The organism is Neisseria gonorrhoeae (assembly GCF_013030075.1).
Classification (GTDB): Bacteria; Pseudomonadota; Gammaproteobacteria; order Burkholderiales; family Neisseriaceae; genus Neisseria; species Neisseria gonorrhoeae.
The window spans coordinates 1,319,800-1,345,321 of record NZ_AP023069.1 but is presented as its reverse complement, the minus strand read 5'-3'; the positions used below and the strand labels follow the sequence as shown (position 1 = coordinate 1,345,321).

General features: G+C 50.9%; 22 protein-coding genes and 4 pseudogenes. 7 read left to right on the top strand and 19 right to left on the bottom strand.

Going from position 1 to position 25,522, the window contains the following annotated elements; genetic code table 11:
* Nucleotides 1-14: 14 nt before the first annotated feature.
* The 9 genes and pseudogenes from HT085_RS07060 to HT085_RS07020 form a co-directional block, all read right to left on the bottom strand.
* A pseudogene (locus HT085_RS07060) lies at nt 15-1,110 on the bottom strand (NnrS family protein).
* Nucleotides 1,111-1,405: 295 nt separating this feature from the next.
* On the bottom strand, nt 1,406-2,020 hold the full coding sequence (locus tag HT085_RS07055) for a CadD family cadmium resistance transporter (RefSeq protein WP_003703682.1): 615 nt from the start codon (nt 2,018-2,020) through the stop codon (nt 1,406-1,408).
* 191 nt (nt 2,021-2,211) lie between these two features.
* The gene (locus HT085_RS07050) at nt 2,212-2,904 is read right to left on the bottom strand and encodes an ATP-binding cassette domain-containing protein (RefSeq protein ID WP_003689290.1); all 693 of its coding nucleotides are present in this window, start codon (nt 2,902-2,904) and stop codon (nt 2,212-2,214) included.
* A gap of 26 nt (nt 2,905-2,930) precedes the next feature.
* Nucleotides 2,931-3,701, bottom strand: a pseudogene (locus HT085_RS07045) (ABC transporter permease).
* Between the two features lie 78 nt (nt 3,702-3,779).
* On the bottom strand, nt 3,780-3,917 hold the full coding sequence (locus HT085_RS07040; protein ID WP_153707873.1) for a hypothetical protein: 138 nt from the start codon (nt 3,915-3,917) through the stop codon (nt 3,780-3,782).
* Between the two features lie 336 nt (nt 3,918-4,253).
* Nucleotides 4,254-5,231: an ABC transporter substrate-binding protein gene (locus tag HT085_RS07035; RefSeq protein ID WP_003693688.1), complete on the bottom strand. Its 978-nt coding sequence runs from the start codon at nt 5,229-5,231 to the stop codon at nt 4,254-4,256.
* A 56-nt stretch (nt 5,232-5,287) separates the two neighbouring features.
* Nucleotides 5,288-7,214 (bottom strand): annotated as a pseudogene (locus HT085_RS07030) (TonB-dependent receptor).
* A 222-nt stretch (nt 7,215-7,436) separates the two neighbouring features.
* The gene (gene dnaK / locus HT085_RS07025; protein ID WP_014580306.1) at nt 7,437-9,365 is read right to left on the bottom strand and encodes a molecular chaperone DnaK; all 1,929 of its coding nucleotides are present in this window, start codon (nt 9,363-9,365) and stop codon (nt 7,437-7,439) included.
* 207 nt (nt 9,366-9,572) lie between these two features.
* Nucleotides 9,573-9,845: a hypothetical protein gene (locus HT085_RS07020; RefSeq protein ID WP_003689282.1), complete on the bottom strand. Its 273-nt coding sequence runs from the start codon at nt 9,843-9,845 to the stop codon at nt 9,573-9,575.
* A gap of 186 nt (nt 9,846-10,031) precedes the next feature.
* On the opposite strand from HT085_RS07020, the gene HT085_RS07015 reads away from it, so the two are divergent.
* The 5 genes and pseudogenes from HT085_RS07015 (at nt 10,032) to ubiB (ending at nt 13,352) form a co-directional block, all read left to right on the top strand.
* On the top strand, nt 10,032-10,718 hold the full coding sequence (locus tag HT085_RS07015) for a S24 family peptidase (protein ID WP_003689281.1): 687 nt from the start codon (nt 10,032-10,034) through the stop codon (nt 10,716-10,718).
* A gap of 132 nt (nt 10,719-10,850) precedes the next feature.
* Nucleotides 10,851-11,189, top strand: a complete 339-nt coding sequence (erpA, locus tag HT085_RS07010) for an iron-sulfur cluster insertion protein ErpA (protein WP_002219692.1) — start codon at nt 10,851-10,853, stop codon at nt 11,187-11,189.
* A 16-nt stretch (nt 11,190-11,205) separates the two neighbouring features.
* The gene (locus HT085_RS07005) at nt 11,206-11,352 is read left to right on the top strand and encodes a hypothetical protein (RefSeq protein ID WP_003703690.1); all 147 of its coding nucleotides are present in this window, start codon (nt 11,206-11,208) and stop codon (nt 11,350-11,352) included.
* A pseudogene (locus HT085_RS11850) lies at nt 11,349-11,806 on the top strand (peptidase). The gene HT085_RS07005 and the pseudogene HT085_RS11850 overlap by 4 nt, the downstream one beginning before the upstream one ends.
* Before the next feature lie 34 nt (nt 11,807-11,840).
* On the top strand, nt 11,841-13,352 hold the full coding sequence (gene ubiB, locus HT085_RS06995) for a ubiquinone biosynthesis regulatory protein kinase UbiB (RefSeq protein ID WP_003689279.1): 1,512 nt from the start codon (nt 11,841-11,843) through the stop codon (nt 13,350-13,352).
* Between the two features lie 203 nt (nt 13,353-13,555).
* Here the strand turns inward: ubiB and cysE are convergent, their stop codons facing one another.
* Nucleotides 13,556-14,374, bottom strand: coding sequence for a serine O-acetyltransferase (cysE, locus tag HT085_RS06990; RefSeq protein WP_003689278.1), 819 nt, complete (start codon nt 14,372-14,374; stop codon nt 13,556-13,558).
* 182 nt (nt 14,375-14,556) lie between these two features.
* Here cysE and grpE point away from each other — a divergent pair, with 182 nt between their 5' ends.
* Nucleotides 14,557-15,135, top strand: a complete 579-nt coding sequence (gene grpE / locus HT085_RS06985) for a nucleotide exchange factor GrpE (RefSeq protein ID WP_002214370.1) — start codon at nt 14,557-14,559, stop codon at nt 15,133-15,135.
* A gap of 123 nt (nt 15,136-15,258) precedes the next feature.
* Here grpE and nqrM read toward each other — a convergent pair whose 3' ends face one another.
* The 8 genes from nqrM to HT085_RS06945 form a co-directional block, all read right to left on the bottom strand.
* Nucleotides 15,259-15,474: a (Na+)-NQR maturation NqrM gene (gene nqrM, locus HT085_RS06980; protein ID WP_002214367.1), complete on the bottom strand. Its 216-nt coding sequence runs from the start codon at nt 15,472-15,474 to the stop codon at nt 15,259-15,261.
* Nucleotides 15,475-15,499: 25 nt separating this feature from the next.
* The gene (locus tag HT085_RS06975) at nt 15,500-16,555 is read right to left on the bottom strand and encodes an FAD:protein FMN transferase (RefSeq protein ID WP_003693694.1); all 1,056 of its coding nucleotides are present in this window, start codon (nt 16,553-16,555) and stop codon (nt 15,500-15,502) included.
* Between the two features lie 516 nt (nt 16,556-17,071).
* Complete coding sequence (nqrF, locus tag HT085_RS06970) at nt 17,072-18,289, bottom strand: NADH:ubiquinone reductase (Na(+)-transporting) subunit F (protein WP_003693696.1); 1,218 nt, start codon at nt 18,287-18,289, stop codon at nt 17,072-17,074.
* A gap of 13 nt (nt 18,290-18,302) precedes the next feature.
* On the bottom strand, nt 18,303-18,896 hold the full coding sequence (nqrE, locus tag HT085_RS06965) for an NADH:ubiquinone reductase (Na(+)-transporting) subunit E (RefSeq protein WP_003689273.1): 594 nt from the start codon (nt 18,894-18,896) through the stop codon (nt 18,303-18,305).
* A gap of 3 nt (nt 18,897-18,899) precedes the next feature.
* Nucleotides 18,900-19,526: an NADH:ubiquinone reductase (Na(+)-transporting) subunit D gene (locus tag HT085_RS06960; protein ID WP_002214361.1), complete on the bottom strand. Its 627-nt coding sequence runs from the start codon at nt 19,524-19,526 to the stop codon at nt 18,900-18,902.
* Entirely contained in the window at nt 19,526-20,302 is a 777-nt protein-coding gene (locus HT085_RS06955; protein ID WP_003689271.1) for a Na(+)-translocating NADH-quinone reductase subunit C, read from the bottom strand. The genes HT085_RS06960 and HT085_RS06955 overlap by 1 nt, the downstream gene beginning before the upstream one ends.
* Nucleotides 20,295-21,527: an NADH:ubiquinone reductase (Na(+)-transporting) subunit B gene (locus tag HT085_RS06950; RefSeq protein ID WP_003689269.1), complete on the bottom strand. Its 1,233-nt coding sequence runs from the start codon at nt 21,525-21,527 to the stop codon at nt 20,295-20,297. The genes HT085_RS06955 and HT085_RS06950 overlap by 8 nt, the downstream gene beginning before the upstream one ends.
* Before the next feature lie 2 nt (nt 21,528-21,529).
* Nucleotides 21,530-22,873: a Na(+)-translocating NADH-quinone reductase subunit A gene (locus HT085_RS06945; RefSeq protein ID WP_012503818.1), complete on the bottom strand. Its 1,344-nt coding sequence runs from the start codon at nt 22,871-22,873 to the stop codon at nt 21,530-21,532.
* Nucleotides 22,874-23,110: 237 nt separating this feature from the next.
* Between HT085_RS06945 and HT085_RS06940 the strand changes: the two genes are divergently transcribed.
* A complete protein-coding gene (locus tag HT085_RS06940) occupies nt 23,111-23,764 on the top strand; it encodes an IS1595 family transposase (protein ID WP_172763942.1) in 654 nt (217 codons plus the stop codon).
* 73 nt (nt 23,765-23,837) lie between these two features.
* On the opposite strand, the gene HT085_RS06935 is transcribed toward HT085_RS06940, so the two are convergent.
* The gene (locus HT085_RS06935) at nt 23,838-25,259 is read right to left on the bottom strand and encodes a sodium:proton antiporter (RefSeq protein ID WP_172763941.1); all 1,422 of its coding nucleotides are present in this window, start codon (nt 25,257-25,259) and stop codon (nt 23,838-23,840) included.
* Nucleotides 25,260-25,522 lie beyond the last annotated feature (263 nt).

Below are 25,522 nucleotides of genomic sequence, written 5' to 3'. Positions count from 1 at the left end.
TTCAGACGGCATTTTTATTCCGGATCGTCTGTAAACGCGTTCGCTCGAAAAATCGGTACGAACGTCAGCAGGTAAAGCATGAACACGGCGGCGGTCAGAATCTCGGGAACGGTGATGAAGAATATCGGATTCACGTTCATTAAAACAGCGCGCGAAACGGCGGAGGCGAAAAGGATGGAGACGGCGATGCGGCAGAGTTTCGGGTAGTCGAGTTTGGTAAAGCCGCTGTGCCACAGTCCGGCAGTCAGCCACACCATCATCACGCCACCCGTCATGCCGCCGAGGGTAATCAGGTGCAGGGGCGCGGAGGCGGGCAGGTTTTGCAGTTTCGCCGCGCCTGTCCACAGATAACCTGCGGCGGCAAAGAGCTGGAGCAGGTAATAAGTGCGGACGTAGTGTTTGCGTAAGAGTTCGTGATGGTGCAGTTCGCGCAGCTTGGCGAGCAGGATGAAGCCGACGGCAAGCGCAGTAAAACCGGCGGTTTGCGCGGGCAGCCAAAGTTCGGCGGCGGCGTGCAGCAGCAGGGTGATGGCGATGTTTTTATAGATAACGTTGGGGATGAATACGGGGTCTTTCAGACGGCATTCTTTCAGGGTTTCCGTGCCCAAAAGGACGCTGACGCGGACGGATACGAACATGACCGCCGCCATATTCAAATGCACTTGCGCGCGCAGTAAGTTCAAATCGCCGCTGACGGCATAGGCCGTCTGAAAAACGGTAAATGCGGCAAGTAACATCAACAGAGCGAAGTTGTCGGTGTTGCGGTCGAGCCAAATCAGCCAGGCGCAGAACAGCAGCAACACCAGCCAATAGGCGGCGACGAAAAATGCGGCAAGTTGCGGTAAAAACGGCAATAAAACAGCCGCAACAAGCAACAACACCGCCATCAAAGTAGCGGCAGGTTTCAGGTTGCCTGAAAAACCCGTCCGGTCCAACAAAGCGGTAGTCAAAAAACCGCCGTATGCAGCCGGCAGCATAAGTTCCAAGAAAATTTGGCGGTGCAGGATGATAGCGCCGGGGTTGATGAAAAAACACCAACGCACCGAGTATGGCAAGTACTGCCGCACCGACGAAAAACGGGCGCATAGGGTGGGTAAAAAATTTATTCATCGCTTGGCTTGATTCTGTATGAAGATGCTTTCGGGTATGGATTTATTGGGCGGACAGGGTTGTATTTTTCGCCAAAGAGGCAAGCCTGCGGCTTGCTTGCCCTCTCCCTAGCCCTCTCCCACGGGGAGAGGGAATCGGGCTGTCAAACCCGAACATTTTCAGGTTTTACCTTCCATTTGATCCCCAATCCTTCGCCCTCTGATTTTCAGCAACCTGATCCCCTCTCCTGTGGGAGAGGGTTAGGGAGAGGGAAACGAACCGCAAGGTTTGTCAGATACTGAAATGCCCTTGTCATTCATATTATTGATATTATTGTTCGAATTGTATTATTTTCAATAATAATAAATAACCCTAAACCAATATAAATAACAGCCATTATCCAACGACTAAACTTCTCTACAATTTCACCAACACCTGAAATATTAGCCAATCTTTGTGCTGTATATACTAAAACAAAAATCAATATTAAAAATACAAGAAGAGTAACTAATAAGTCGACAAGATCTAAAGTCACAAAGTAAGGAACAAAAAGTCCAATATTATCTGCACCACAACTAGCAACTGTAACCAAAGCAACAATACCGACTAATTTTGACAACCCTTTTTCATCCAATTCTTTTTTAGCTCTTTTTTCGCCCTCACAATCGTCGTAAATAGCAACTTTAATACCTAAGTAAATCGGTATTAAACCTAATAAACCCAACACCCATTTTTCCGGAACATAATTCAAAACAAAAGCTAGAAATAAACTAACTAATATTAAAATTACAGAACCTAAATATTGTCCGATATAAATATCTCGATATTCTTTTCTAGTATTTGCTCTAGCAAAAAATATTAATAGTATTACCAACAAATCTACTGCTGTAGCAATATATAAAACAGCAGCAGTAATCACAGTCGAAAACATAAAGCACCTCATAATGAATCCCCTGCCCCCTTGGCACCACGGCTTTTTCAAAAACCGAATCGCGTTCGGATAACAGATTCGTATCTTTCGCTAAAGAGGCAAGCCTGAGGCTTGCTAACCCTCTCCCCGTGGGAGAGGGTTAGGGAGAGGGCAACGAACCGTAAGGTTTGTCAGACACTCAAATCCCCTCATCACTCATAATAATGAATCCCCTGAAACTCCCTTGCCACCACGACTTCTTCAAAAGCCGAATCGCGTTCGGACAGCGGCGTGGGCAGGGTTATCACGTTTTGCACGTTCATGCCCTTAGCGGAAAGCAGCATAATTTCATGGCTCAGGCGCGCGGCTTCGAAGCGGTCGTGCGTTACCAGTATACACGCCATGCCCTGCCGCTCGATTTTTTCCACCAGCATAGCAACCAAAATATCGCGCAAATCGCGGTCCAAACCGACAAACGGTTCGTCCAGCAAGGCTAGGTCGCAGCCGCACAGCAGCAGGCGCAAAAACGCCACCCGTTTCGCCATGCCGCCGGACAATTCGGTCGGATATTTGTTCAAATCGCCCGCAGTCAGCCCGACTTTCGCCGCCAGCGCGACGATTTCGCCTTCGTCTGGGTTGTCCATAAAAATCGCGATATTCTGCATCGCGGTCAGGTTTTCCGGCAGGCGGTTTTCCTGAAACAGAAAACCCGTTTTGTGGAAAGTATTACGTATCGTGCCCGATTTCGGCGTTTCCAAGCCCGCAATCAGCCGTAAAACCGTCGTCTTGCCACAGCCGCTCGGCCCGAACAAGGCTTTCACTTCGCCCTGTTGCAGGTTCAAACTGAAATCGCGCACGATGGGGTCGCGGAGGATTTCAAAACGCACGTTTTCAAGACAGAGCATCATCTCCTCCACGGCATAAACAAAATTTACAAAGGCTTGGTAATCAGGTATTCAAACAGCGACACAAATACCATGACCAACACCACATAAGCCATTACCGTCGAAGTCTACAGCATTGCCCTCGCGTCCGCAATCCGCGCGCCCACGCCTTTGCTCGCGCCTAAGAGTTCCGCCATGATCACCGCCTTCACCCCCATCGCCACCGCCACGCCGACGCTGGAAATCACATAGCCCGTCAGATGCGGGATATACAGATAGCGGATTTTTTTCAGACGGCCTAATTTATAAGCGTCAAACAACTCCTCATGCTGCTTGTTCACGCTCGCCATTCCGACCGCCGCACTCGCAAACGTCAGCGGCGCAACCAACACAATGATGGTAAACAACACGCTCGGATTGCCGAACCCGAACCAAAACAACGCCATCACCACCCAAATAATCGGCGGCATTGCTAACAAAATCGTAATCACAGGCTTAAGCAACGCCATCGCCGTCTTAAAACTGCCCGCCACCAGCCCCGCCGCCAATCCTGCTATCAAAGCAACCGAAATACCCACTACCGACCGCCACAGCGAAATCCCGATTTCATTTTCCTGAAAATGTTTCAATAAATCCAAAGATTTTTGAAACACCTCTACCGGCGCAGGCAGCATAAACTCGCCGAACACGGCGCTGCCCCACGCCCACAACGCCACCACCACCATCGCCACGCTCAGACCGGCAAAGCCGCTCCAAAGGTAGTCGATGATGTAAAACAGCGCAGGCTGCGGTTTGCGGATTTTGTCGGTTTTAATCATGGTTTGGTTGATGGGGATGGTTTGGAAAGGATAGCCTTAGCTTGGAATTTTAGTATTTTCGTTGGGTTATGGTTGTGATTAAGCCAACCTATTCTTACTATTTTTAATACTTAAAAAGCTATTGGATTTAAGCATTCTTTCTTCAGAAACTAAAGTTCCTACTACATTTTCAATTTCATCCCATGTCATATTTTCCCTATATTTATCTTCATTCATGGCATTACCACCCTATCAAATAGTTATAAAATTTCATTATTAAACAACCCCGCCACATACCTCACACTTCGATCCCGTTTCCCCAGTAAGCGTAGGTTGGGTCATGACCCAACATTTCAGGCAATCCGACGGCTCTTTGTGTACTGTTCGAACTATTATCTGATAGGCCGTCTGAAAAGAGTAGGTCGGATACTTGTATCCGACAGCCCCGTTTAGCCGAAATGTCGGATTCAAGAATCCGACCCACGCCGCTGACAATGCCTTAATAGGCCGTCTGAAAAATGATAAATCAGGTATTCACAACCACCCTACCCTTTTCAGACGGCCTCTTTCCCTTTAAGCCAAGAAGAACCCGTTATCCGGCAGCTTGCCGCCCAAAAGTTCCGGGTTGAACTGCATCAGGATTTCGTAAAACTTCAAAATCTCGTTTTTCACTTCGCTGCCTTTGCTTACCGTCAGCCGTGCGCCGTCCAAGCCCATGACTAGGGCGGGTTCGGGGGCGGGTAGGTAGTTTTTGCCGATTTTCGCCGCGTTTTGGCGGTTGGCCAATATCCAGTTGAGCGCGTTTTTCAAATCTTGATGGAAGATGTCGAACTGCGCCTTGTGTGCGTGGAAATATTCTTCGTTGGCGATGATACCTGCCATCGGAATCAGCGGTTTGGTGCCAAACGCCTGCCCCCATGCTTTTACCAAATCAAAACCGTGCACGACGTTTATACCTATGGTTTTGCCTTTCAGTAGGCTGGCGGTTGCCATCGGTTCGGGCAGGATGACGGCATGGTAACCTTTACTTGGAAATAGTCCGACTGCTTCGGGCGGTGTGGCAGCGTAGGTAATGCTGACTTTGTGTGCGTCGATTTTCAGTTTTTTCAACAAGGCTTGCAGCACGATGTCGGGCATATCGTTTTTAAACGGCACGAGGATTTTTTTGCCGACCAAATCCTGCGGCGAGGCAATCGCGCTGCCTTTGCAGACCAACTGCGTGATGCCTTTGGTCAAAATATTCACCATGCCGACTTTCTGCCCTTGGTTGCGCAGGTTTACGCCGACATTGCTCGGACTCATCATCACTTTAAATTGCCCGCTTGCCACGCCCGCGCGCAGTTGGTCGGGCGAACGCCAGATTTTCAGCGACACGTCCGCCTGTTTCGCCAGTTTACCTTGCAACGCCGCTACGGCAATGGTAACGCTGGGCATTGCCGGTGCGCCGTACACGGTAAATTGCTCTTTACCGGCAGCAAGCAGAGAAGGCGAAACGCCTGCGGCTGCCAGCGCGGCGGTCATTTTTAAGAAATCGCGTCTTTTCATATCCATTTTTTATCTCCTAATTCTTAATAAGCCAATGCAGGTATTTTTCAGACGGCATGGTTTTAAAATGCCGCATGCAAACTCAACCAATATGTCCTGCCCGGTGCATACACTACGCTGGGGGATAGGGCGAGGACGTGGTCGCCGCTGATGTATTCGACGTATTTTTTGTTGAATACGTTGTTCACGCCCAAGCGCAAGCCGTATTTGTCTTTGATGTTTACGCCTGCGTACACGTCGGCAACGGTAAAGCCTTTGGCGGCTTCGCGTTTGTCTATGCCCAGACCGCTTGCCATATCAAAATCACCGCGCGTTTGTTTGGCGACAAAGCGTGTTGCCGCGCCGATGTTGTAGCTGCCGTGGGCAAAGTAGTTTTTGTAGTCGGCTTGGACGGCGGCTTCAAACGGACGGATTTGATAGGGCGGCCTGCCGTCGGTTTCGTTGTGTCCGTAGTTGTAGGCGGCTTTGATGCCTGCCGCCCAATGCGGATTGAAGTTGTAACGCGCGTAGGCCTGCGCGGTAAACAATCGTGCGTCCACGTTGCGTGTGATGATGCCGCCGTCTTTGGAAGCTGTGCCGCTTTGTCCGTGTGCGCGGTCAAAAATAATCAGGTCTTTGACTTTGTCCGCCACAAGCGTGCCGCCCACGTTCCAGCCCGCGCCTGCGAGCGAGTTCATGTAGCCGTTGTAGTAGTCGTTGCGGCTGTCGGCGGTGAGCCTGATGCGGTTGTGTTTTTCAGTTTTCAGCAGGGGGATTGCCTGCAATGGCGGCGGCTGGATTTTGGTTCATCAGCATGCCGCTCATACGGTTTTGCACGATGGCAGCAAGCGAGTTGAAGCGTTCGGTGTTGTCGCCGATGCGTTCCAAATGCGCGAGGGAAACGCTGTATTTTTGCGTTTCAGACGGCGTGAAATCGTATTTGAGTTCGCCTGACAAAGCATGACGGCGCACTTTGCCGTTGAAGTCGTAGCCGTAATGGGTTTTCCAGATTTGTTGTGATGAGGCGAAGGGGAAACCGGGTTTTATTGGGTTTTCAGGCTGTGCCGTATTTTTGCGAATGTCCGCTTCGTTGAGTTCGTAGCTTAAGCCCAAGCCCAAGCCCAGTTTGTGTCGGTCGTCAAACTTGTAAGATAAGGTATCGGCAATGCACCAGCGGTCGATGTGCACATCGGCGAAACGGTAGCCGTTGAGGAAATCGCACATGGCAGTGTGGGTGTTGCGTTCGCCGTTTTGGCTGTCGTTGCGGTAGCTGACGGCTGCCGTGTTGTGGAATTTGCCGAAATCCGCATCGTGTTTGAGCGAGAAATCATACACTTTGCGGTCAAGTTCTACGAACACTTGCTGCGGCGTGTTGTTTGGTCGCAAGGAGTAATTGTCGGCATGGCGTTTGAGTTTGATGACGCCTGCTTCCGCGCTGACCGTATTGCTCAAATCGGCATTGCCCCAACGCACGTTGAGTTTGGAGATGTGGCGTTCGGTGTCCAATGCGTCGTTGACGACCTGCGGCTGGCGGTCGTTGTTGATGTCGTCGTGCAGATAAGTGAGGCGATATTCTTGATTTTCAGACGGCACGAAACCGAGTACCAAAGCCTGATTGAAGCGGCTGTATTTCCAATCAGTGTCGCGCCCACCGCCATCTTTGTAGCCGTTTGCCTTGGTGCGATTGAGGTTGGCTACGCCGTATACCTTCGCCCCGAGTGCTTGCGCGGTAACGGAGTTGTAAAAGCTTTTGCCGTAAAAACTGCTGTTTGCCTTCAGCGGACGGAAGGCTTGGTCTATGTTTTCGGTAACAAAGTAATAATCGCTGCGGTCGGAGCGGTCGAATTGGTTTTCGGGGAAATAGCCTTGTGCGGCGGTCGGTGCAATCGGTTTGGGCGGGGAGAAGGTTTTGACGGGTTGTATTTCTTCAGTATTTGCCGGTTGTTCTGCCCAAGATGGCGCAACGGAAAAAACGGTCATCAAAGCCCATGTGAGAGTATTTAGTTTCATTTCTTAGCTCATGATAATAATTATTATTTATTATCTTATTAAAAAATTTAAGTAAATAAGAAAATGATATGAAAAATTTCCAGATAACCGATGCAACAGTTGGAACTTGGGCTTGGGAATATCACGGTAGATGAATTTGGAATCTCTGTCATGCTATTGTCTTTTATCTCAATTGAAAAAAACGCGAACCGAATGGTTCGCGTTTTTTTCAGACGGCATCAATTATTTTTTGTCGTCTTTTACTTCTTCAAAGTCGGCATCTACGACATCATCGTCTTTCTTTGCAGAAGCATTGGCTTGTGCGCCCTCGCCGGCTTGGGCTTCGGCTTGCGCTTGCGCGTAAACCATTTCGCCCAGTTTTTGGCTGGCTGTGCCCAGTGCTTCGGCTTTGGCATCGATGGCGGTTTTGTCGTCGCCTTTCACGGCTTCTTCGGCTTCTTTCAGCGCGGCTTCGATTTTTTCTTTCTCGGCAGCGTCGAGTTTGTCGCCGTAGTCCGCCAAAGATTTTTTCACGGAGTGAATCAGGGCTTCGGCTTGGTTGCGGGAAGCGACCAATTCAGTCAGCTTTTTATCTTCCTCGGCATTGGCTTCGGCATCTTTCACCATGCGTTCGATTTCTTTTTCGCTCAAACCTGAAGAACCTTGGATGGTAATGTTGGCCGCTTTGCCAGTGCCTTTGTCTTTGGCGGAAACGTGCAAGATACCATTGGCGTCGATGTCGAAAGTAACTTCAATTTGCGGCATACCGCGTGGTGCGGGTGCGATGTCGCCCAAGTTGAATTGACCTAAAGATTTGTTGGCAGAAGCGCGTTCGCGTTCGCCTTGCAGTACGTGGATGGTTACTGCGCTTTGGTTGTCTTCGGCAGTAGAGAACACTTGAGACGCTTTAGTCGGAATAGTAGTGTTCTTTTGAATCAGCTTGGTCATCACACCACCCATGGTTTCGATACCCAAGGACAGAGGGGTTACGTCCAGCAGCAATACGTCGCTGCGGCCGCCGCTCAATACTTCGCCTTGAATCGCTGCACCTACGGCAACGGCTTCGTCAGGGTTCACGTCTTTGCGCGGTTCTTTGCCGAAGAAGTCTTTAACGGCTTCTTGTACTTTCGGCATACGGGACTGACCGCCGACCAAAATCACGTCGTCGATGTCGCCGGTGCTCAAGCCGGCATCTTTCAATGCGGTGCGGCAAGGCTCGATAGAGCGGGCAATCAGGTCTTCAACCAGGCTCTCGAATTTGGCGCGGGTAATTTTCATTGCCAAGTGTTTCGGGCCGGTTGCGTCCATGGTAATGTACGGCAGGTTGATTTCGGTTTGCTGGCCGCTGGACAATTCGATTTTGGCTTTTTCGGCAGCTTCTTTCAGACGTTGCAGAGCCATTACGTCTTGTTTCAAATCAATGCCTTGTTCTTTTTTAAACTCGTCAATGATGTAGTCAATCAAGCGTTGGTCGAAGTCTTCACCGCCCAAGAAAGTATCGCCGTTGGTAGCCAATACTTCAAATTGTTTGTCGCCGTCGAGGTTGGCGATTTCGATGATGGAAATATCGAAGGTACCGCCGCCCAAGTCATATACGGCTATTTTGCGGTCTTTGTTGTCGCCTTTGTCCATACCGAATGCCAAAGCGGCTGCGGTCGGCTCGTTGATGATGCGTTTTACGTCCAAACCGGCGATACGGCCTGCGTCTTTGGTGGCTTGACGTTGGCTGTCGTTGAAGTAGGCAGGGACGGTAATCACGGCTTCGGTTACTTTTTCGCCCAAGTAAGCTTCGGCGGCTTCTTTCATTTTACGCAGGACTTCTGCGGAAATTTGAGGAGGAGACAGCTCTTTGCCTTGTGCTTTTACCCATGCGTCGCCGTTGTCGGCTTTGATGATTTCGAAAGGCATAGATTCGATGTCGCGTTGGACTTCTTTGTCTTCAAATTTGTGACCGATCAAACGTTTGGCGGCGTAAATAGTGTTTTTGGCGTTGGTTACCGCTTGGCGTTTGGCAGGCGCGCCGACGAGGATTTCGCCGCCGTCCAAATAAGCGATAATGGACGGCGTGGTGCGTGCGCCTTCTGCGTTTTCGATGACTTTGGTTTGACCGTTTTCGGAAATGGCCAAACAAGAGTTGGTTGTACCTAAGTCGATACCGATTACTTTTGCCATGTGGATACTCCTATTTGATTTTGCTTATTTTGAGAAATATGTTGGAACATTTTGTCCCGATGGGCTGTAAATAGGGCGGGCGGCGGGCTGTTTCAAGCTACAGCATGGCCATAAGTATATAACTTTATGAATATATTGGTTTTATATTTGATTTAATACATTTGGCTCCAATGCATTCAAGCATAATGTTTCAAATGGCAGGCAGGTTTATTCATAGACGACGCCGGCGAGCATTTCCTGTTCGTTCAAGTTGCCGTACTCTTTTTCCCAGTCGTGTGAAGACTCGATGATGTCGCATTCTTTGGAAAGGGAGACTTGTTCTGTATCCATATCTTTGGCGTTCAGCATGTTGAATTGTTCGCACAGGGATGCGGATAAAGTGATGTCGGGCTGTTTGGCTTCAGAACGGTTTTCTTGGAAGGCAAAGCAGAATGAGGTAAATGCCGCAGTATAGATAAGATATTTGCTGGTTTTCTTCATTTTTCTATCCTTTTTCTGTCAATTCGGGATCAAACCTATGGAAAATCTGAAAAATTATGTATTGGATAAGAAAAATCATAATTTAAATTTAGTTTATCATAGTTATTCCGTTTTTGGGATAGCTAATGTAAAATATATTTCATGTTTACTTTAGATGATTGAATGAAGGGGAGCGGAAGGATATTTATGGAAACCTTTAAAGACAGACTGGTTTTTTTATGGAAAAGTGAAGCGAGGCAGGCAAAAATCGCATCCGATATTGAAATGACGATTGCGGGCTTCAGCAGAATATGGAATGAAGGCGGTCTGCCGAAGTCTGAAACATTGAAAAAAATTAAGCAGTTGAAGGGGTGTAGTATCGATTGGCTGCTGACAGGGGAGGGTAATCCGTTTCCGGATGAAGCCCCAAAAAAATCCCTTGCTTACGATACCTTGGGAAATGAAGTTGATACGGACGAGTTTGTCTTTGTGCCGAGATATGATATTCGGGCGGCTGCGGGATACGGGCAGTTTGTCGGTCATGAGGAACCGGTATTTACAATGGCGTTCAGACGGCATTGGATTGAGAATTATGTTACCCGAGATACGAAAAACCTGTCTGTAATTTCCGTCAAGGGGGATTCGATGGAGGGGGTTTTGAATGACGGAGATTCGATTTTGGTCAATCATGGGGAAAATACGCCGAGAGACGGACTGTATGTGTTGCGGATTAATGAAAATCTGTTGGTCAAACGCCTGCAAATCGTCCCCGGCGGGATTATCAATGTCATTTCCGCCAACGAGGCTTATCCTGCTTTTGAAATCAATTTGAACGACTTGACCGATGATGTGGAGATTATCGGGCGTGTCGAGTGGTTCGGCAGGACGGTTTGAGTTTGGGGCTTGAAATTGCAGGCGGTCAAACTTATCTATTGGGACAATTCCTTTTTCAAAGGCGAAGCCCTGCTTGCCTTTGAAGGGGGGTTGAGAGAGAATGCAGAAAATATTATATTAAGGAATAACACTATGTCGGACGAAAGCCCTATTATTTTTACTGACAGCTGCTGTGCCAAAGTTGCCGATTTGATTGCCGAAGAAAACAATCCCGATTTGAAATTGCGGGTTTTTGTCAACGGCGGCGGCTGTTCGGGTTTCCAGTACGGATTTACTTTTGACGAAATCAAAAACGACGACGATTTTGAAATTGAGAAAAACGGTTTGGTCTTTTTGGTCGATCCGATGAGCTATCAATATCTGGTCGGTGCGGAAATCGACTATACGGAAAGTCTGCAGGGTTCGCAGTTCGTCATCCGCAATCCGAACGCGGAAACAACCTGCGGTTGCGGATCGTCGTTTTCCGTGTGACCGGCTGGTTTGTGTTATGCCGTCTGAACGTTCGGACGGCATTTTTACTTTTGGAAAATATATTATCGGGATGAATTTACATATAATCCGATTGCTTGAAGATGAATCGGGTTTCCCGAAAGGAACGGGCGGAACGGTATCAGGCGTATTTGTTCCCTTATGATTGAGATGAGTAAAGATTACCGAAACGATTTGTACGATGTATATGTTTCCTACCCGCCCCAAGTGGATCGCGGGCTTATCCGGGAGTGCCTTAAGGAGAATCTCGGCGAAGAAAAGGCGGAAGGATTGATCGAATCGCTCGATTCCAAACCGCAAGTGCTGGTTGAGGAAAAATGCACTTGGGCGAAACGGGAAGAGTTGCATGATTATTTCAGCTATTTGGGTTTGGATATTATTACCCGTATATGGAGTTGGAAACGGTCGTGCCGCCGGAGGAGGGGGAGGGCGAAGGAGGAGGCGCGGATGGGGAAATGCCCGAATATCTTGAACTTCACGGCGGGCGGGAAGATGATATTTCCGCATCTTCGCAACCCGAGCCGCCCCGCAATATCAAACCGCTGGTTTTCGGGTTGCTGATTGCCTTTTTGGGCTATCTGCTCGGTAAGATTTTTTGATTGTCCGATAAATGCTGTATTCGGGATTTTATATATGAAATGGTTGAAACGCCTGACGGTCATTGTCGGGACTTTTTACCGCTATCGGCTGGCAGGTCTGTGCGTTTCGCTGATGGGTAGCGGTTGGATATGCGCTCTGCTGAAAATGATGCCGCAGTCGTCCAAATTGAAAAACGAACCGCCTGCCGTCCGTCTGCGCCTTGCCTTGGAAAGCCTGGGGCCGATTTTCATCAAGTTCGGGCAGGTTTTGTCCACACGCCCCGATTTGATTCCGCACGATTACGCCGTCGAACTGGCAAAGCTGCAAGACAAAGTGCCGCCTTTTGACGCGCGGCTTTCGCGTGAACAAATCGAAAAATCGCTGGGTCAGCCCATCGAAAAGCTGTATGCGGAATTTGAAACCGAGCCCGTCGCCAGCGCGTCCATCGCCCAAGTACACAAAGCCCGCCTGCATTCGGGCGAACGAGTGGCGGTCAAAGTTTTGCGCCCCAACCTCTTGCCCCTTATCGAACAAGACTTGTCGCTGATGCGTTTCGGCGCGGCTTGGGTCGAACGCTTGTTTTCAGACGGCAAGCGTCTGAAGCCGCGCGAAGTGGTGGCGGAGTTCGACAAATACCTGCACGACGAATTGGATTTGATGCGCGAAGCCGCCAATGCAGGACAACTCGGGCGCAATTTCCAAAACAGCAATATGCTGATTGTGCCCAAGGTGTTTTACGACTACTGCACAAGCGACGTGCTGACGATTGAATGGATGGACGGCACGCCGGTTTCCGACATCGCCAAACTCAAAGCAGACGGCATCGATTTGCACAAACTTGCCGATTACGGCGTGGAAATCTTTTTCACGCAAGTTTTCCGCGACGGCTTTTTCCACGCGGATATGCACCCCGGCAATATTTTGGTTGCCGCCGACAACCGCTATATCGCCCTTGATTTCGGCATCGTCGGTACGCTGACCGATTACGACAAACGCTATCTCGCCATCAATTTCCTCGCCTTTTTCAACCGCGATTACCGACGTGTCGCCACCGCCCACGTCGAATCGGGCTGGGTGCCTGCCGACACGCGTGCGGAAGAGTTGGAAGCGGCGGTTCGCGCCGTGTGCGAGCCTGTGTTCAACAAACCGATTTCGCAGATTTCCTTCGGCTTGGTACTGATGCGCCTGTTTGAAGTCAGCCGCCGCTTCAATGTCGAAATCCAGCCGCAGCTGGTATTGCTGCAAAAAACGCTGCTCAACATCGAAGGCTTGGGCCGCCAACTCGATCCCGATTTGGACTTGTGGAAAACCGCCAAACCGTTTTTGGTAAAATGGATGAACGGGCAGGTCGGTCCCAAAGCCCTTTGGCGCAACCTCAAAAACGAAGCCCCAGACTGGGCGCAAATCATCCCTTCCCTGCCGCGCAAAATCAATGCCTTGGTCGATGAGGCGCGCCGGCAGGAAATGCGCGATGCCTATATCCATTTGGTCAAAGTGCAGCAGCGGCAAAGCCTGTGGCTGGCAGCGATAGCGGTTGTTTTGCTGCTGATTTTGCTTTTGAAATAGGCTTTGTCCGAATCATTGCCCGACTCCGCCCGTTTACAAGGAAACCGGTTATTTCCGGTTGCGTGGGAATCGGGCGTATCGAATAAAAGGCATTTTGTCCGACTGATAAGTGCCGGCATCGGCGGCATATTAAGGCGCAGGCTTGAAGCGGGCAATGCCGTCTGAAGCCCGTTTGGCGTTTCAGACGGCATTGGTGCGGATATTCAAATCATAAAGTCGATTTCGGCAAACTGGATATTTTGATCCATATCCGCCGACGGGGTTTTGAGCGATCGCGCCACGGGTTTGGCGGGTACGCCGACAACCGTGATGGACGGCGGCACGTCTGAAACCACGACGCTGCCCGCGCCGATTTTGGCATTGCTGCCGATGCGGATATTGCCCAATATCGAGGCGTTTGCGCCGATCATCACGCCGTCGCCGATTTTGGGGTGGCGGTCGCCGCCTTCTTTGCCCGAACCGCCGAGCGTTACGCCGTGCAAAATCGAAATATTGTTGCCCAACACGGCGGTTTCTCCGGCAACAAAGCCGGTGGCGTGGTCGAGCATCAGCCCGTATCCTAAACGGGCGGCGGGATGGATGTCCACGCCGAATACTTCGGACATACGGTTTTGTAGGAAATACGCCAGCGTTTTGCGTCCGTCGAGATACAGCCGGTGGTTGATGCGGTGTGCCTGAATCGCGTGGAAGCCTTTGAAATATAAAAGCGGCAGCGAATATTCGTCGCAGGCGGGATCGCGTTCGTAGATGGCTTTTAAGTCTGCTTCGACACATTTGCTGATTTGGGTGTCGCTGCCCAATGCCTGCTGGTAAATTTCAAACAGCGCGCGCACGTCCATAATCGGGCTGCCGAGTTTGCTGGAAAGGTGGTAGGCAAGGACGGAGCCGAGGGACTCGTGGCGCAACACGGTTTGGTGCAAAAAACTTGCCAGCATCGGTTCGGCGGCGGCAGCGGCCGCGGTTTCTTCGCGGATGGTGTGCCAGAGGTCGAAACCGGTTGTGTTCAAATGGTTTTTTTTCATAATGGATGCCGTCTGAAAAGCATAAGGTCGGCGGTATCTTACCGTTTATATGGTTTTTGCGGTAGGGTATTCGGCGGCGGATGTGAAATTTCCTGCCTTTGCTTGAAGTTTCTTGAAAATGTCCTTATCTTGCTCGGGTAATAACCGGATTTTGATTTCCAATTTGTTTTGAGGGATACGATATGAGCGAACAGACACAGCAGCAAAACAGTGAAGAAGCGGTTGAAAATGTGGAGGCGGTGGAAACCGTCGAGACAGTAGGAAATGCGGACGGTGTACAGGAACAGGCTGCCGCCGAGCCGGCTTATGAGGATTTGCAGGCGCGGATTGCCGAGTTGGAAGCGCAGTTGAAAGACGAACAACTGCGCGCTTTGGCAAACGAGCAAAACCTGCGCCGCCGCCACCAGCAGGAAATTGCCGATACGCACAAGTTCGCCGGACAGAAGTTTGCCGTGGAAATGTTGCCGGTCAAGGATTATCTGGAAATGGCGCTTTTGGATCAGAGCGGTAATTTCGATGCGCTGAAAATGGGCGTGCAGATGACTTTGAATGAGTTGCAGAAGGCGTTTGATGCCACGCAAATCAAGGAAATCAATCCTAAAGCGGGCGATAAGCTCGATCCGAATATCCATCAGGCGATGCAGGCGGTGGCCAGTGAGCAGGAACCCAATACCGTGGTTGGTGTGATGAAGAAGGGTTATACCCTGTCCGACCGTGTGTTGCGCCCGGCTATGGTTACGGTGGCACAGAAGGAAGCCTGAAGGCGTCTGGGGAATAATCTGATTTATTTCCTGAAGCGCGTTTTGCGTATAAACCGATCGAAGTAAAGCGGCAATGCCGTCTGAACCCGCCGGCCGGGCTTCAGGCGGCATTTTGTTTCGGCGTTAACGGTCAACCCGTATGCCGCCTGCCTGTTTTTCTTCATCCAGCTTTTTTTGCAGGGTGTCGCAAGGTGTGTCGCAGTCGCACATTTTTTTCATACCTAAAGCGGTAATGCCGCCGCAACTGCCTTTGATGGTGCGTTTGGAGAAAATATAGCCGACCGCCATACCGATGATGACGGTCAGGAAGATGCCGAAGGTGAGGAGCAGGGTTTTCATGGTGTTTCCTAATCGGTTTGTATGTTTAGCGGAGCAGCTTGGCAAATTCGGAAGACATGGCGGTGCGGTAGCCGTCCTTATCCCGGACAATTAGGAAAACAGCGAGTTTTTCTTGTTCTGCCAGCCTTAAGGCTTCGGTTTCGCCTAAAACAAATAATCCTGTGGATAAACCGTCCGCCGTCATTGCACTGTCTGAGACCACGCTGATGGAGGCGAGGTTGTGGCTGATGGGTCGTTTGTTGTTGGGATTGATGATGTGGGAGAGGCGTTTGCCGTTTTTATCGACGTGGAAAATACGGTAATCGCCGGAAGTGGCAAGCGAACGGTTGTTCAGCGGGACGATAATCTGCGTATTGCCGCCTTGGATGATATTGGGTTGCTCTATACCGATGCGCCACGGTTCGCCGTGCGCATTTTTGCCTTTGCCGTGCAACTCGCCGCCGATTTCGACCAGATAATTTTGAATGCCGTATTTTTCCAGTTCGCCCGCAACTTTATCAACGCCGAAGCCTTTGGCAATCGAAGATAAATCCAAATAGGCTTTGGGGTGGGTTTTGCTCAAGGAAGCGTAATCTTTGCCTTGTTGCAAAATGATTTTGTCTATGCCCGTATAAGATGCCGCCTGTTTGATTTGTTCCGGCGACGGTTCACGGGTAACGGATTTGTCGGGGCCGAACCCCCAAAGGTTGACCAAAGGGCCGACGGTTACGTCCAGTGCGCCGTGAGTCAGGCGGTTCAGGCGGACGGCTTCGGCGGTAACGTGTGCGAAATCGCTTGAAATGCGGAGGGGCTTGCCGGCTGTGTGTTGGTTGAACCGGCTGATTTCGGAATCGGTCTGGTAGGTGGACATCTGCCGGTTGACTTCTTTAAGCGCATCATCAATGCGCTTTTGTATTTTGGCAGGGGAGGGGAGTTTGTCCCGATTATTTGAAAGGTATTTGACGGTATAGGTCGTACCCATCGTTTCGCCTTGCAGGGTAACGGTTTGCGCGGTTTGTTCCGAACAGGCGTTCAGGAAGATGAAACCCAGGGCAAATATCAAGGCGCGGATAAGGTTCGGCAGGCGTGTTTCAGACGGCATAGTGTTTGACGGTTTTGGCAAATGGCTTGAATTATATCGCAAAACGGCCGGTATGTTTCTATGCCGATGCCGTTTGAAGGGCGTTCGGGCGGCATCGCCCGTCGTTTGGGTGGCGGTAATAAAAAACAAACCGGTGTTTTACAAACCGGTTTGTCAGGGTTTAATGGTCAGCGCGTCCTGCGTTGCCATTTGTTGTAGTAGTATTCGTAATCTTCATCACGACCGCCCGATTCAATCCAATCATCGTATTCGGGGCTGTTTTCAAAGCTGTCAGACATTATCCGTACCTCGTAAAATGGGTTGATCGATACTTTTTTAGTTATGGAATCAACCATAACTAAAAAGAAGTATACTTCTTTGTTTTTTCGTCAAAATATTTAGCCGCACATCCGCCGCAGGGTAAAAAAACGATATTGATACGGGTATGGGCGGATGCCGTCTGAAGGGTGTTCGGACGGCATCGGATAAAAAAGGAAGAAACCGGGGTTTCTTCCTTTTGTGTTTGAAGCCGAATATTTAACCGCCGAAATCGTCCAAGAGGATGTTTTCGTCTTCCACGCCCAAGTCTTTGAGCATTTTGATGACGGACTGGTTCATAATCGGCGGGCCGCACATATAAAATTCGCAGTCTTCCGGTGCTTCGTGGTTTTTCAGGTGGTTTTCGTAAACCACGTTGTGGATGAAGCCCGTGTAGCCGTCCCAGTTGTCTTCAGGCAATGGGTCGGACAGGGCGACGTGCCAAGTGAAGTTCGGGAATTCTGCCGCGAGTTGGTCGAAGTCTTCGACATAGAACATTTCGCGTTTGGAGCGTGCGCCGTACCAGAAGGTGATTTTGCGTTTGGAGTGCAAACGTTTCAACTGGTCGAAAATGTGGGAACGCATCGGGGCCATACCCGCACCGCCGCCGATAAATACCATTTCGGCATCGGTGTCTTTGGCGAAAAATTCGCCGAACGGGCCGGAAATCGTAACTTTGTCGCCGGGTTTGAGCGACCAGATGTAGGACGACATTTGTCCCGGAGGCGCATCGGGTACGCGCGGGGGAGGCGTGGCGATACGCACGTTCAGCATAATGATGCCTTTTTCTTCAGGATACGAAGCCATAGAGTAGGCGCGCAAAATCGGCTCGTCCACTTTGGAAACGTATTGCCACAGATTGTATTTGTCCCAGTCTTCGTGATATTCCTTGGGAATGTCGAAGTCTTTGTAGGCAACGGTGTGCGGCGGGGCTTCGATTTGAATGTAGCCGCCGGCGCGGAAAGGAACTTCTTCGCCTTCGGGAATGGCAAGCTTGAGTTCTTTAATGAACGTTGCTTTGTTGTCGTTGGAAATGACGGTGCATTCCCATTTTTTCACGCCGAACACTTCTTCGGGTACTTCGATGTCCATGTCGGTTTTGACATTGACTTGGCAGGACAAACGGCAGCCTTCGCGTGCTTCGCGTTTGCTGATGTGGGACAGCTCGGTCGGCAGAATGTCGCCGCCGCCGCTTTTCACGACAACGCGGCATTGTCCGCACGAACCGCCGCCACCGCAGGCGGAGGGGACAAAGATGCCTTGGCTGGCAAGCGCGCCCAAGAGTTTGCCGCCGGCGGGCATAGTCAGTTCTTTTTCATCATTGACTTTGATGGTGATGTCGCCTTCGCTGACCAACTTGGATTTGGCAAACAGAATCATCAGTGCCAAAGCTAAGACGATGACGGTAAACATCACGATACCTAAAATAATCTCCATACCGGTCCCTTTCTTATAACTGGATGCCGGAGAACGACATAAACGCCATTGCCATCAGGCCGGCGGCGATAAAGGTAATGCCCAAGCCTTTGAGGCCTTTGGGAGCGTCCGAATATTTCATTTTTTCGGTAATGCCCGCCAAAGCGACAATCGCCAACATCCAGCCCAAACCCGCGCCGAAGCCGTACACGACGGACTCGCCGAAGTCGTATTCGCGTTGCGCCATAAACGATACGGCGCCGAAAATCGCGCAGTTTACGGTAATCAGAGGCAGGTAGATGCCCAGCGCGTTATAGAGGGCGGGGACGAATTTGTCCAAGAACATTTCCAAAATCTGCACCAAAGCGGCAATCACGCCGATAAAGGTGATGAATTTCAAAAAGGTCAAATCCACGCCTTCGACAATCGCGCCGTCTTTGAGCAGCGAGTAAACCAATTGGTTGGCGGGGACGGACAGCCCGAGTACGAAAATTACCGCCACACCCAAACCGAATGCGGTGGATACTTTTTTGGATACCGCCAAAAACGTACACATACCCAAAAAGAAGGATAGCGCCATATTTTCAATGAAGACGGATTTGATGAAGAGGCTCAAATAGTGTTCCATAGCTTATTCCTCCGCCTGTTCGGGTTTCCAAGTACGCAGTCCCCAAATCAAAAAGCCGATGATGAAGAACGCGCTGGGGGCGAGTAGGAAGAGGCCGTTGGTCTGATACCAGCCGCCGTCCTGTACGGTTTGAAAGACGGTATAACCTAAAAGTTTGCCTGAGCCGATCAGTTCGCGGACGGTGGCGACGACAAGCAGCATCATCCCGTAGCCCGCACCGTTGCCGATGCCGTCGATCAGGCTTTCCAGCGGCGGCTCTTTCATCGCAAATGCTTCGGCACGGCCCATCACTATACAGTTGGTAATAATCAGGCCGACGAATACGGAAAGCTGCTTGGACAATTCGTAGGCAAATGCCTGAAGCAGTTGGTCGACCAGCGTAACCAGCGACGCGATAATCGCCATTTGCACGATGATGCGGATGCTGTTGGGGATGTAGTTGCGCACCAGCGAAATGAAGAAGCTGGAAAAACCGGTTACCAAAGCTACGGAAATACCCATTACGATGGCCGTCTGAAGTTTGGTGGTAACCGCCAAAGCCGAACAAATACCCAAAACCTGCAAGGCAATCGGGTTGTTGTCGATAAAGGGTGAGAACATCAAATGTTTCAAGCGTTTCATATCAGCCATTATTGCACTCCTGCTGATTTCAATTTGTTCAGGTAGGGGATATAGCCGTTTTCGCCGAACCAGTAGGCGAACGAACCTTGCACGCCTTTGGAAGTCAGCGACGCGCCGGAGAGGGCGTCTACGCCGTGTTCTTTGTCCGAACCCGCGCCTTTGCCCACGTGCAGGGCGAGTTTGCCTTGTCCGTCAAACAATTTTTTGCCGACGAATTTTTGCTGCCACAAAGGATTGCCGATTTCGCCGCCCAAGCCCGGGGTTTCGCCTTGTTCGTAGTAGGTAATGCCGTTGATGGTGTTGCCGTCGGGTCGGATGGCGACGAAGCCGTACATCACCGACCACAAACCGTTGCCGTGCATCGGCAGGATGATTTGCCCGATTTTGCCGTCTTCGCCTTTTACCAAATAAACCTCGGTGTATTTGGCGCGGCTTTTGATGCCTGCCAAATCGTCTTCAGGTTTGATGCGGATGCTTTGCGCGGGGTCTTTGCCTGCGATGCGCGCGCTGAAGTCTTTCGGCGCGTCTTTCACATATTCGCCGGTCGCCAAATCGACCACGCGTTGCTCGATACGCTCGGCAAAGGTTTTACCGATGTCGGTGTCCTTATCCATCAAACCGGCCACGCTCAAAATATAGCCTTGTTTGTCTTGGAGTTTTTGTTTTTCTTGGATGGGTTTCAAGCCGACGACCGCACCGGCAACGATGACCGAGCAAATCAGGCTGACCGCCAACACGACAATCAGCGTGCCGCTGAAGCTGTCTTTATCGAATTTCTTAGCCATTGCTGCGCGCCTTTCTGCGTTTGATGTTCGCTTGTGCGACGAAATAGTCGAAAATCGGGGCAAACAGGTTGGCAAACAGAATCGCCAACATCATGCCTTCGGGGTAAGCCGGATTGGCCACGCGGATTAACACGCACATTACGCCGATAAGCGCGCCGTACCACCATTTGCCGACATTGGTAAAGGAAGCGGAAACGGGGTCGGTCGCCATAAACAGCATACCGATGGCGAAGCCGCCGACCACCAAGTGCCAGTACCAAGGCATAGCAAACATAGCGTTGGTGTCAGAACCGATGAAGTTAAACAGCGAAGACATCGCAATCATACCGATCATCACGCCGGCAATAATGCGCCAAGAAGCGATGCGGGCAAACACGATAAACGCGCCGCCGATTAAGAGTGCCAAAGTGGAGACTTCGCCGATGGAGCCGGGCAGTTTGCCGATAAATGCGTCCATCCAAGTGATGGTTTGACCGGTTACGGCGTTTTTCAGGCCGTCTGCACCGTGTGCCGCCCATTGCGCCAGCGCGGTTGCGCCGGAATAGCCGTCAACCGCCGTCCAAACCGCATCGCCGCTCAAGTTGGCGGGGTAGGCGAAGAACAGGAAGGCGCGGCCTGCCAGCGCAGGGTTCATGAAGTTTTTACCTGTACCGCCGAATACTTCTTTCGCAACCACAACGCCGAAAGAAATACCCAAAGCCGCCTGCCACAGCGGCAGCGTGGGCGGAACGATTAAGGCAAACAGAATCGAAGTAACGAAGAAACCTTCGTTGATTTCGTGTTTGCGTACGGATGCGAACAAGACTTCCCAGAAGCCGCCCACAATAAATACGGTCGCGTAAATCGGCAGGAAGTAAATCGCGCCGAACAGCATTTTGCCCAACACGCCCGCTTCAGGCGACATATTGATGCCCAAAGCGTTGGCAAGGGCGTAATGCCAGTCGTTGGCGATGCTTTGTTGCAGCAAATCGGGCGTTAAGGCACCGAATGCCTGTGCGCCGACGTTGTACATGCCGTAAAACATGGCGGGGAACAAAGCCAGCCACACCAAAATCATCATGCGTTTGGAGTCGAGCGCGTCGCGGACGTGCGCCGCTTTGCGCGTTACCGCGCCGGATGTATAGAAAATCGTCGCCGCAGCTTCATAGAGGGCATACCATTTTTCATGTTTGCCGCCCGGCAGGAAGTGCGGTTCGATTTTTTCCAGAAAATGTTTTAAGCCCATAATCAGCCTTCCTTCTCAATGGTTTCCAGCACTTTGCGCAACAGCGGGCCGTATTCGTATTTGCCCGGGCAGACGAAGCTGCACAAAGCGAGGTCTTCTTCGTCCAATTCCAAGCAACCCAAAGCCTGCGCGCTGTCGGTATCGCCGACGATTAAATCGCGCAAAAGCAAGGTAGGCAGGATGTCCAACGGCATTACGCGCTCATAAGTGCCGATCGGTACCATGGCGCGGTCGCCGCCGTTGACGGCTGTCGTGAACTTGAAGAGTTTGTTTTTTAGGAAATGGCCGAGAGTGGTGCGCGTGATGGAGTATTTGTCCGGCTGCGGCGCAACCCAGCCGAACAGCTCTTTGCCGCGGCCTTCTTCGATAACGGAAATCTGATTGTGGTAGCGTCCCAAATAATCATGCGCGCCTTGTGCAATCGCACCGTTCAATACCGAACCGGAAATCACGCGGTTGTCCGCGTCAACCAATTCGCCGGCGGTAAGTTGAGACACCTTCGCACCCAAAACGGTACGCAAGAGGCGCGGTTTGTTGACTTGCAGGCCGCCCAAGGCAACCACGCGCTCGGTATTCAGACGGCCTGTTACGAACAAACGTCCGATAGCAATCACGTCTTGATAATTGATGGTCCACACGGTTTTATTCGCGCCGACTGGCTCGATGAAATGAATGTGCGTGCCACTCAAGCCGGCAGGATGCGGGCCGCCAAATTCATGTGTTTCGATATTGGCAGCATTTTCAGACGGCACGTCTGCGCCTGCTGCTTTACACACATGGATTTTACGTTCGGTCAGGCGGCTCAATACCAACAGGCCGCGTTTGAAGTCTTCGGCGGCTTCTTTGATGATGACCGTAGGGTCGGCAGCCAGCGGATTGGTGTCCATCGCATTGACGAAGATGGCGAACGGCTCGGCATCTACGGCAGGGATTTTGCTGAACGGACGGGTGCGAAGCGCAGTCCATAAGCCTGATTGAATCAGGTTGCGGCGCACTTCTTCGCTGCTCAATTTTGCCAGCGCTTCAGGTACGTAGCGTTCGAACTCGATTTCGTCGTTGCCTTCAACGGCAATCACGACTGACTGAAGTACGCGCTTTTCGCCACGGTGAATAGCGGCGATTTTGCCTGAAGCCGGCGCAGTAAATACTACGCCCGGATTCTTTTTGTCTTCAAACAGCACTTGGCCTTTTTTGACGGCTTCACCTTCCTTGATTTTCATCGAGGGGCGCATGCCGACATATTCTTCGCCAAGCAACGCGACTTCGGTAATGGCCGGGCCGTCATAAATGACTTGCTCCGGTCTGCCCGCGATGGGCAGATTTAGACCTTTTTTGATTTTAATCATAGATTTGCATTACTTGTGATGGTTAAGGTAAAAACGGCGTGTTTTTGATACCGTGTCGCGTGGCATCAAAAGCATTGAATAAATTAATGTAGCAAAGTGTTAGATTTTATCAGGAATTGTACCTGTTTGTCAGATTTGCCGCTTTTTTCCTTGCGGAAGCCGTTTTTAATTGTCGGAAGGGGGATATTGATTTGATAAGGGTCTGTACCAGATTAGCAGATATGTTACCCTCGAAATATGAAGATAACACACTGCAAATTAAAGAAAGAAGTACAAAAAGAACCGCTCCGTTCTTTTGTACCGGAAGTTACCGCCCGTTCTGCCGCCGATATTTTGGGTATCCATCCCGATTCGGCGGCACTGTTTTACCGTAAAATCCGCACGGTTACCAACCATCGTTTGGCCTTGGCTGCCGATGAGGTTTTCGAGGGCCCCGCCGGGCCGGGCGCAAGCTGTTTCGGCGGACGGCGTAAAGGCAGACGCGGTCGCGGCGCGGCAGGAAAAGCGGTTGTCTTCGGCATTCCGAAACGCAACGGGCGGGCCTATACCGTTGCCGAGGACGATGCCGAGCCTGAAACGTTGCTCCCTGCCGTCAAAAAGAAAATCATGCCGGACGGTATTGTTTATGCCGATAGCCCGGGCAGCCGCGGCAAGTCGGACGCGGGCGGTTTTACCCGTTGCCGCATCAACCGTTCCAAGGAATTTGCAGACCGTCGGAACCACATTAACGGCATTGGGAACTTTTGGAATCAGGCAAAACGCGCCTTGCGAAAATACAACGGAATCGATCGTAAACCTTTCCCGCCGTTGTTGAGGGAATGCGAATTTCGACTTAACTTCGGCACACCGTCCCGGCAGCTAAAAATCCTGCGGGATCGGTGTGGAATTTAGGGATAATCTAGTACAGCCCCTTTGATTATGCCGGAATTTAAAATGCCGTCTGAATGTTCAGACGGCATAGCGTTTACAGTAGTTTGAAAACGAAAAAGACGAGGGTATGTACGATGAAGACGGGTGTCAGGAAGGTGACCGACCACATCATATAGCCGAAGAAAGTCGGCATCGGTACGCCGCGCTGTTCGGCAATGGCCTTGACCATGAAGTTCGGTGCGTTGCCGATGTAGGTCAGTGCGCCCATGAATACCGAACCCATAGAAACCGCCAGCAGCGAATGAAACAGGGGACCCGTCATTAAGGCTTGGGCATCGCCGCCCGCCATATTGAAAAACACGAGATAAGTGGGCGCGTTATCCAAGAATGCCGACAATATGCCGCTCATCCAGAAATACATCGTATTAATCGGATGACCTGCCGTATCGTGAACCAGCGATACCACCCCGCCCAGCGCGCCTGCCTCGCCTGCTTTCAGAATGCTCAGGACGGGGAAGATGGTGATGAAGATGCCGAGGAAGAGTTTGCCCACTTCGGCGATGGGTTCAAAGTTGAATTCGTTGCCTGCGCGGACTTGTTTGGGCGTGATTGCCATAGATACGGCGGTCAATGTAATCAGGATGACATCGCGGACAAGGTTTTGCAGGGCGTAACGGCTGCCGAGGATTTCAAATCCCGGGTGTTCGGGTTTCCAAAGGCCGGACATTAGAACCGCGCCGACCACGCCCGAAAGCAGGAGGAAGTTCCATTTGCCGAAGATGGCGATTTTTTCGGGTTTTTCCTGTTGTGCCGGCGTATCTTGTGCAATGCTTTCCTGTTTGAAGAAACGGTTGTCGATGAAATAGAAGGCGGTCAACAGGACAGCGGTGCTAATCAGGACGGGGGCGAACATATGTTTGACCGTCCACATGAAATCTACGCCTTTGAGGAAGCCGAGGAAGAGTGGGGGGTCGCCCAAAGGGGTCAGGCCGCCGCCGATGTTTGCAACCAGGAAAATGAAGAAGATGACGATGTGCACGCGGCGGGTACGGTCTTGGTTGGCTTTCAGCAGCGGACGAATCATCAGCATTGCCGCGCCGGTCGTTCCCATGATAGAGGCAAGTGCCGTACCGACGGCAAGCAGGGCGGTGTTGAGCTTGGGTGTGCCGTTCAAGTCGCCCCAAACCAAAATGCCGCCTGAAATGGTGTACAGGGCAAGCAGCAGCAGGATGAAGGGGATATATTCTTCAACGAGTGCGTGTGCGACGGTATGGATACCGGCGGACGCGCCAAAAACCAAACTGAACGGGATGAGGAAGAGCAATGTCCAAAAGGCGGTGATTTTGCCGTAATGGTGATGCCAGGTATGCGAAAAAAACAAGGGACCCAATGCGATAGACAGCAAAATCAGGGCAAAGGGCAAGCCCCACAGCAGGTTTAGGTTTGCGCCGTCCGAATCTGCGGCGTAAACCGATGCCGGGAAAAGCATTAGTGAAAACAGGGGTAGGTGGCGCATCGTGTTTCCTCGATTCAAGCACTGCCTTGCGCGGCGCGCGGGAGTGATACAGGCTTCGTGCCGCCCGGACATAGGCGGACTGTGCTGCCTGTTTGTTTTTGAAAAAAGTTTTCCGATTGATTGTAAAGTAAATAATCAGGATAAACCAGTTTCCCAAACCGGAAGGCGGCGGGAAGGCGGATTGCCGTGCTTGGGAATATATGTTCTTTTTGATAAATAATTTTATTTAAAACAAATAAATATATGTCTTTAATAAATAATCT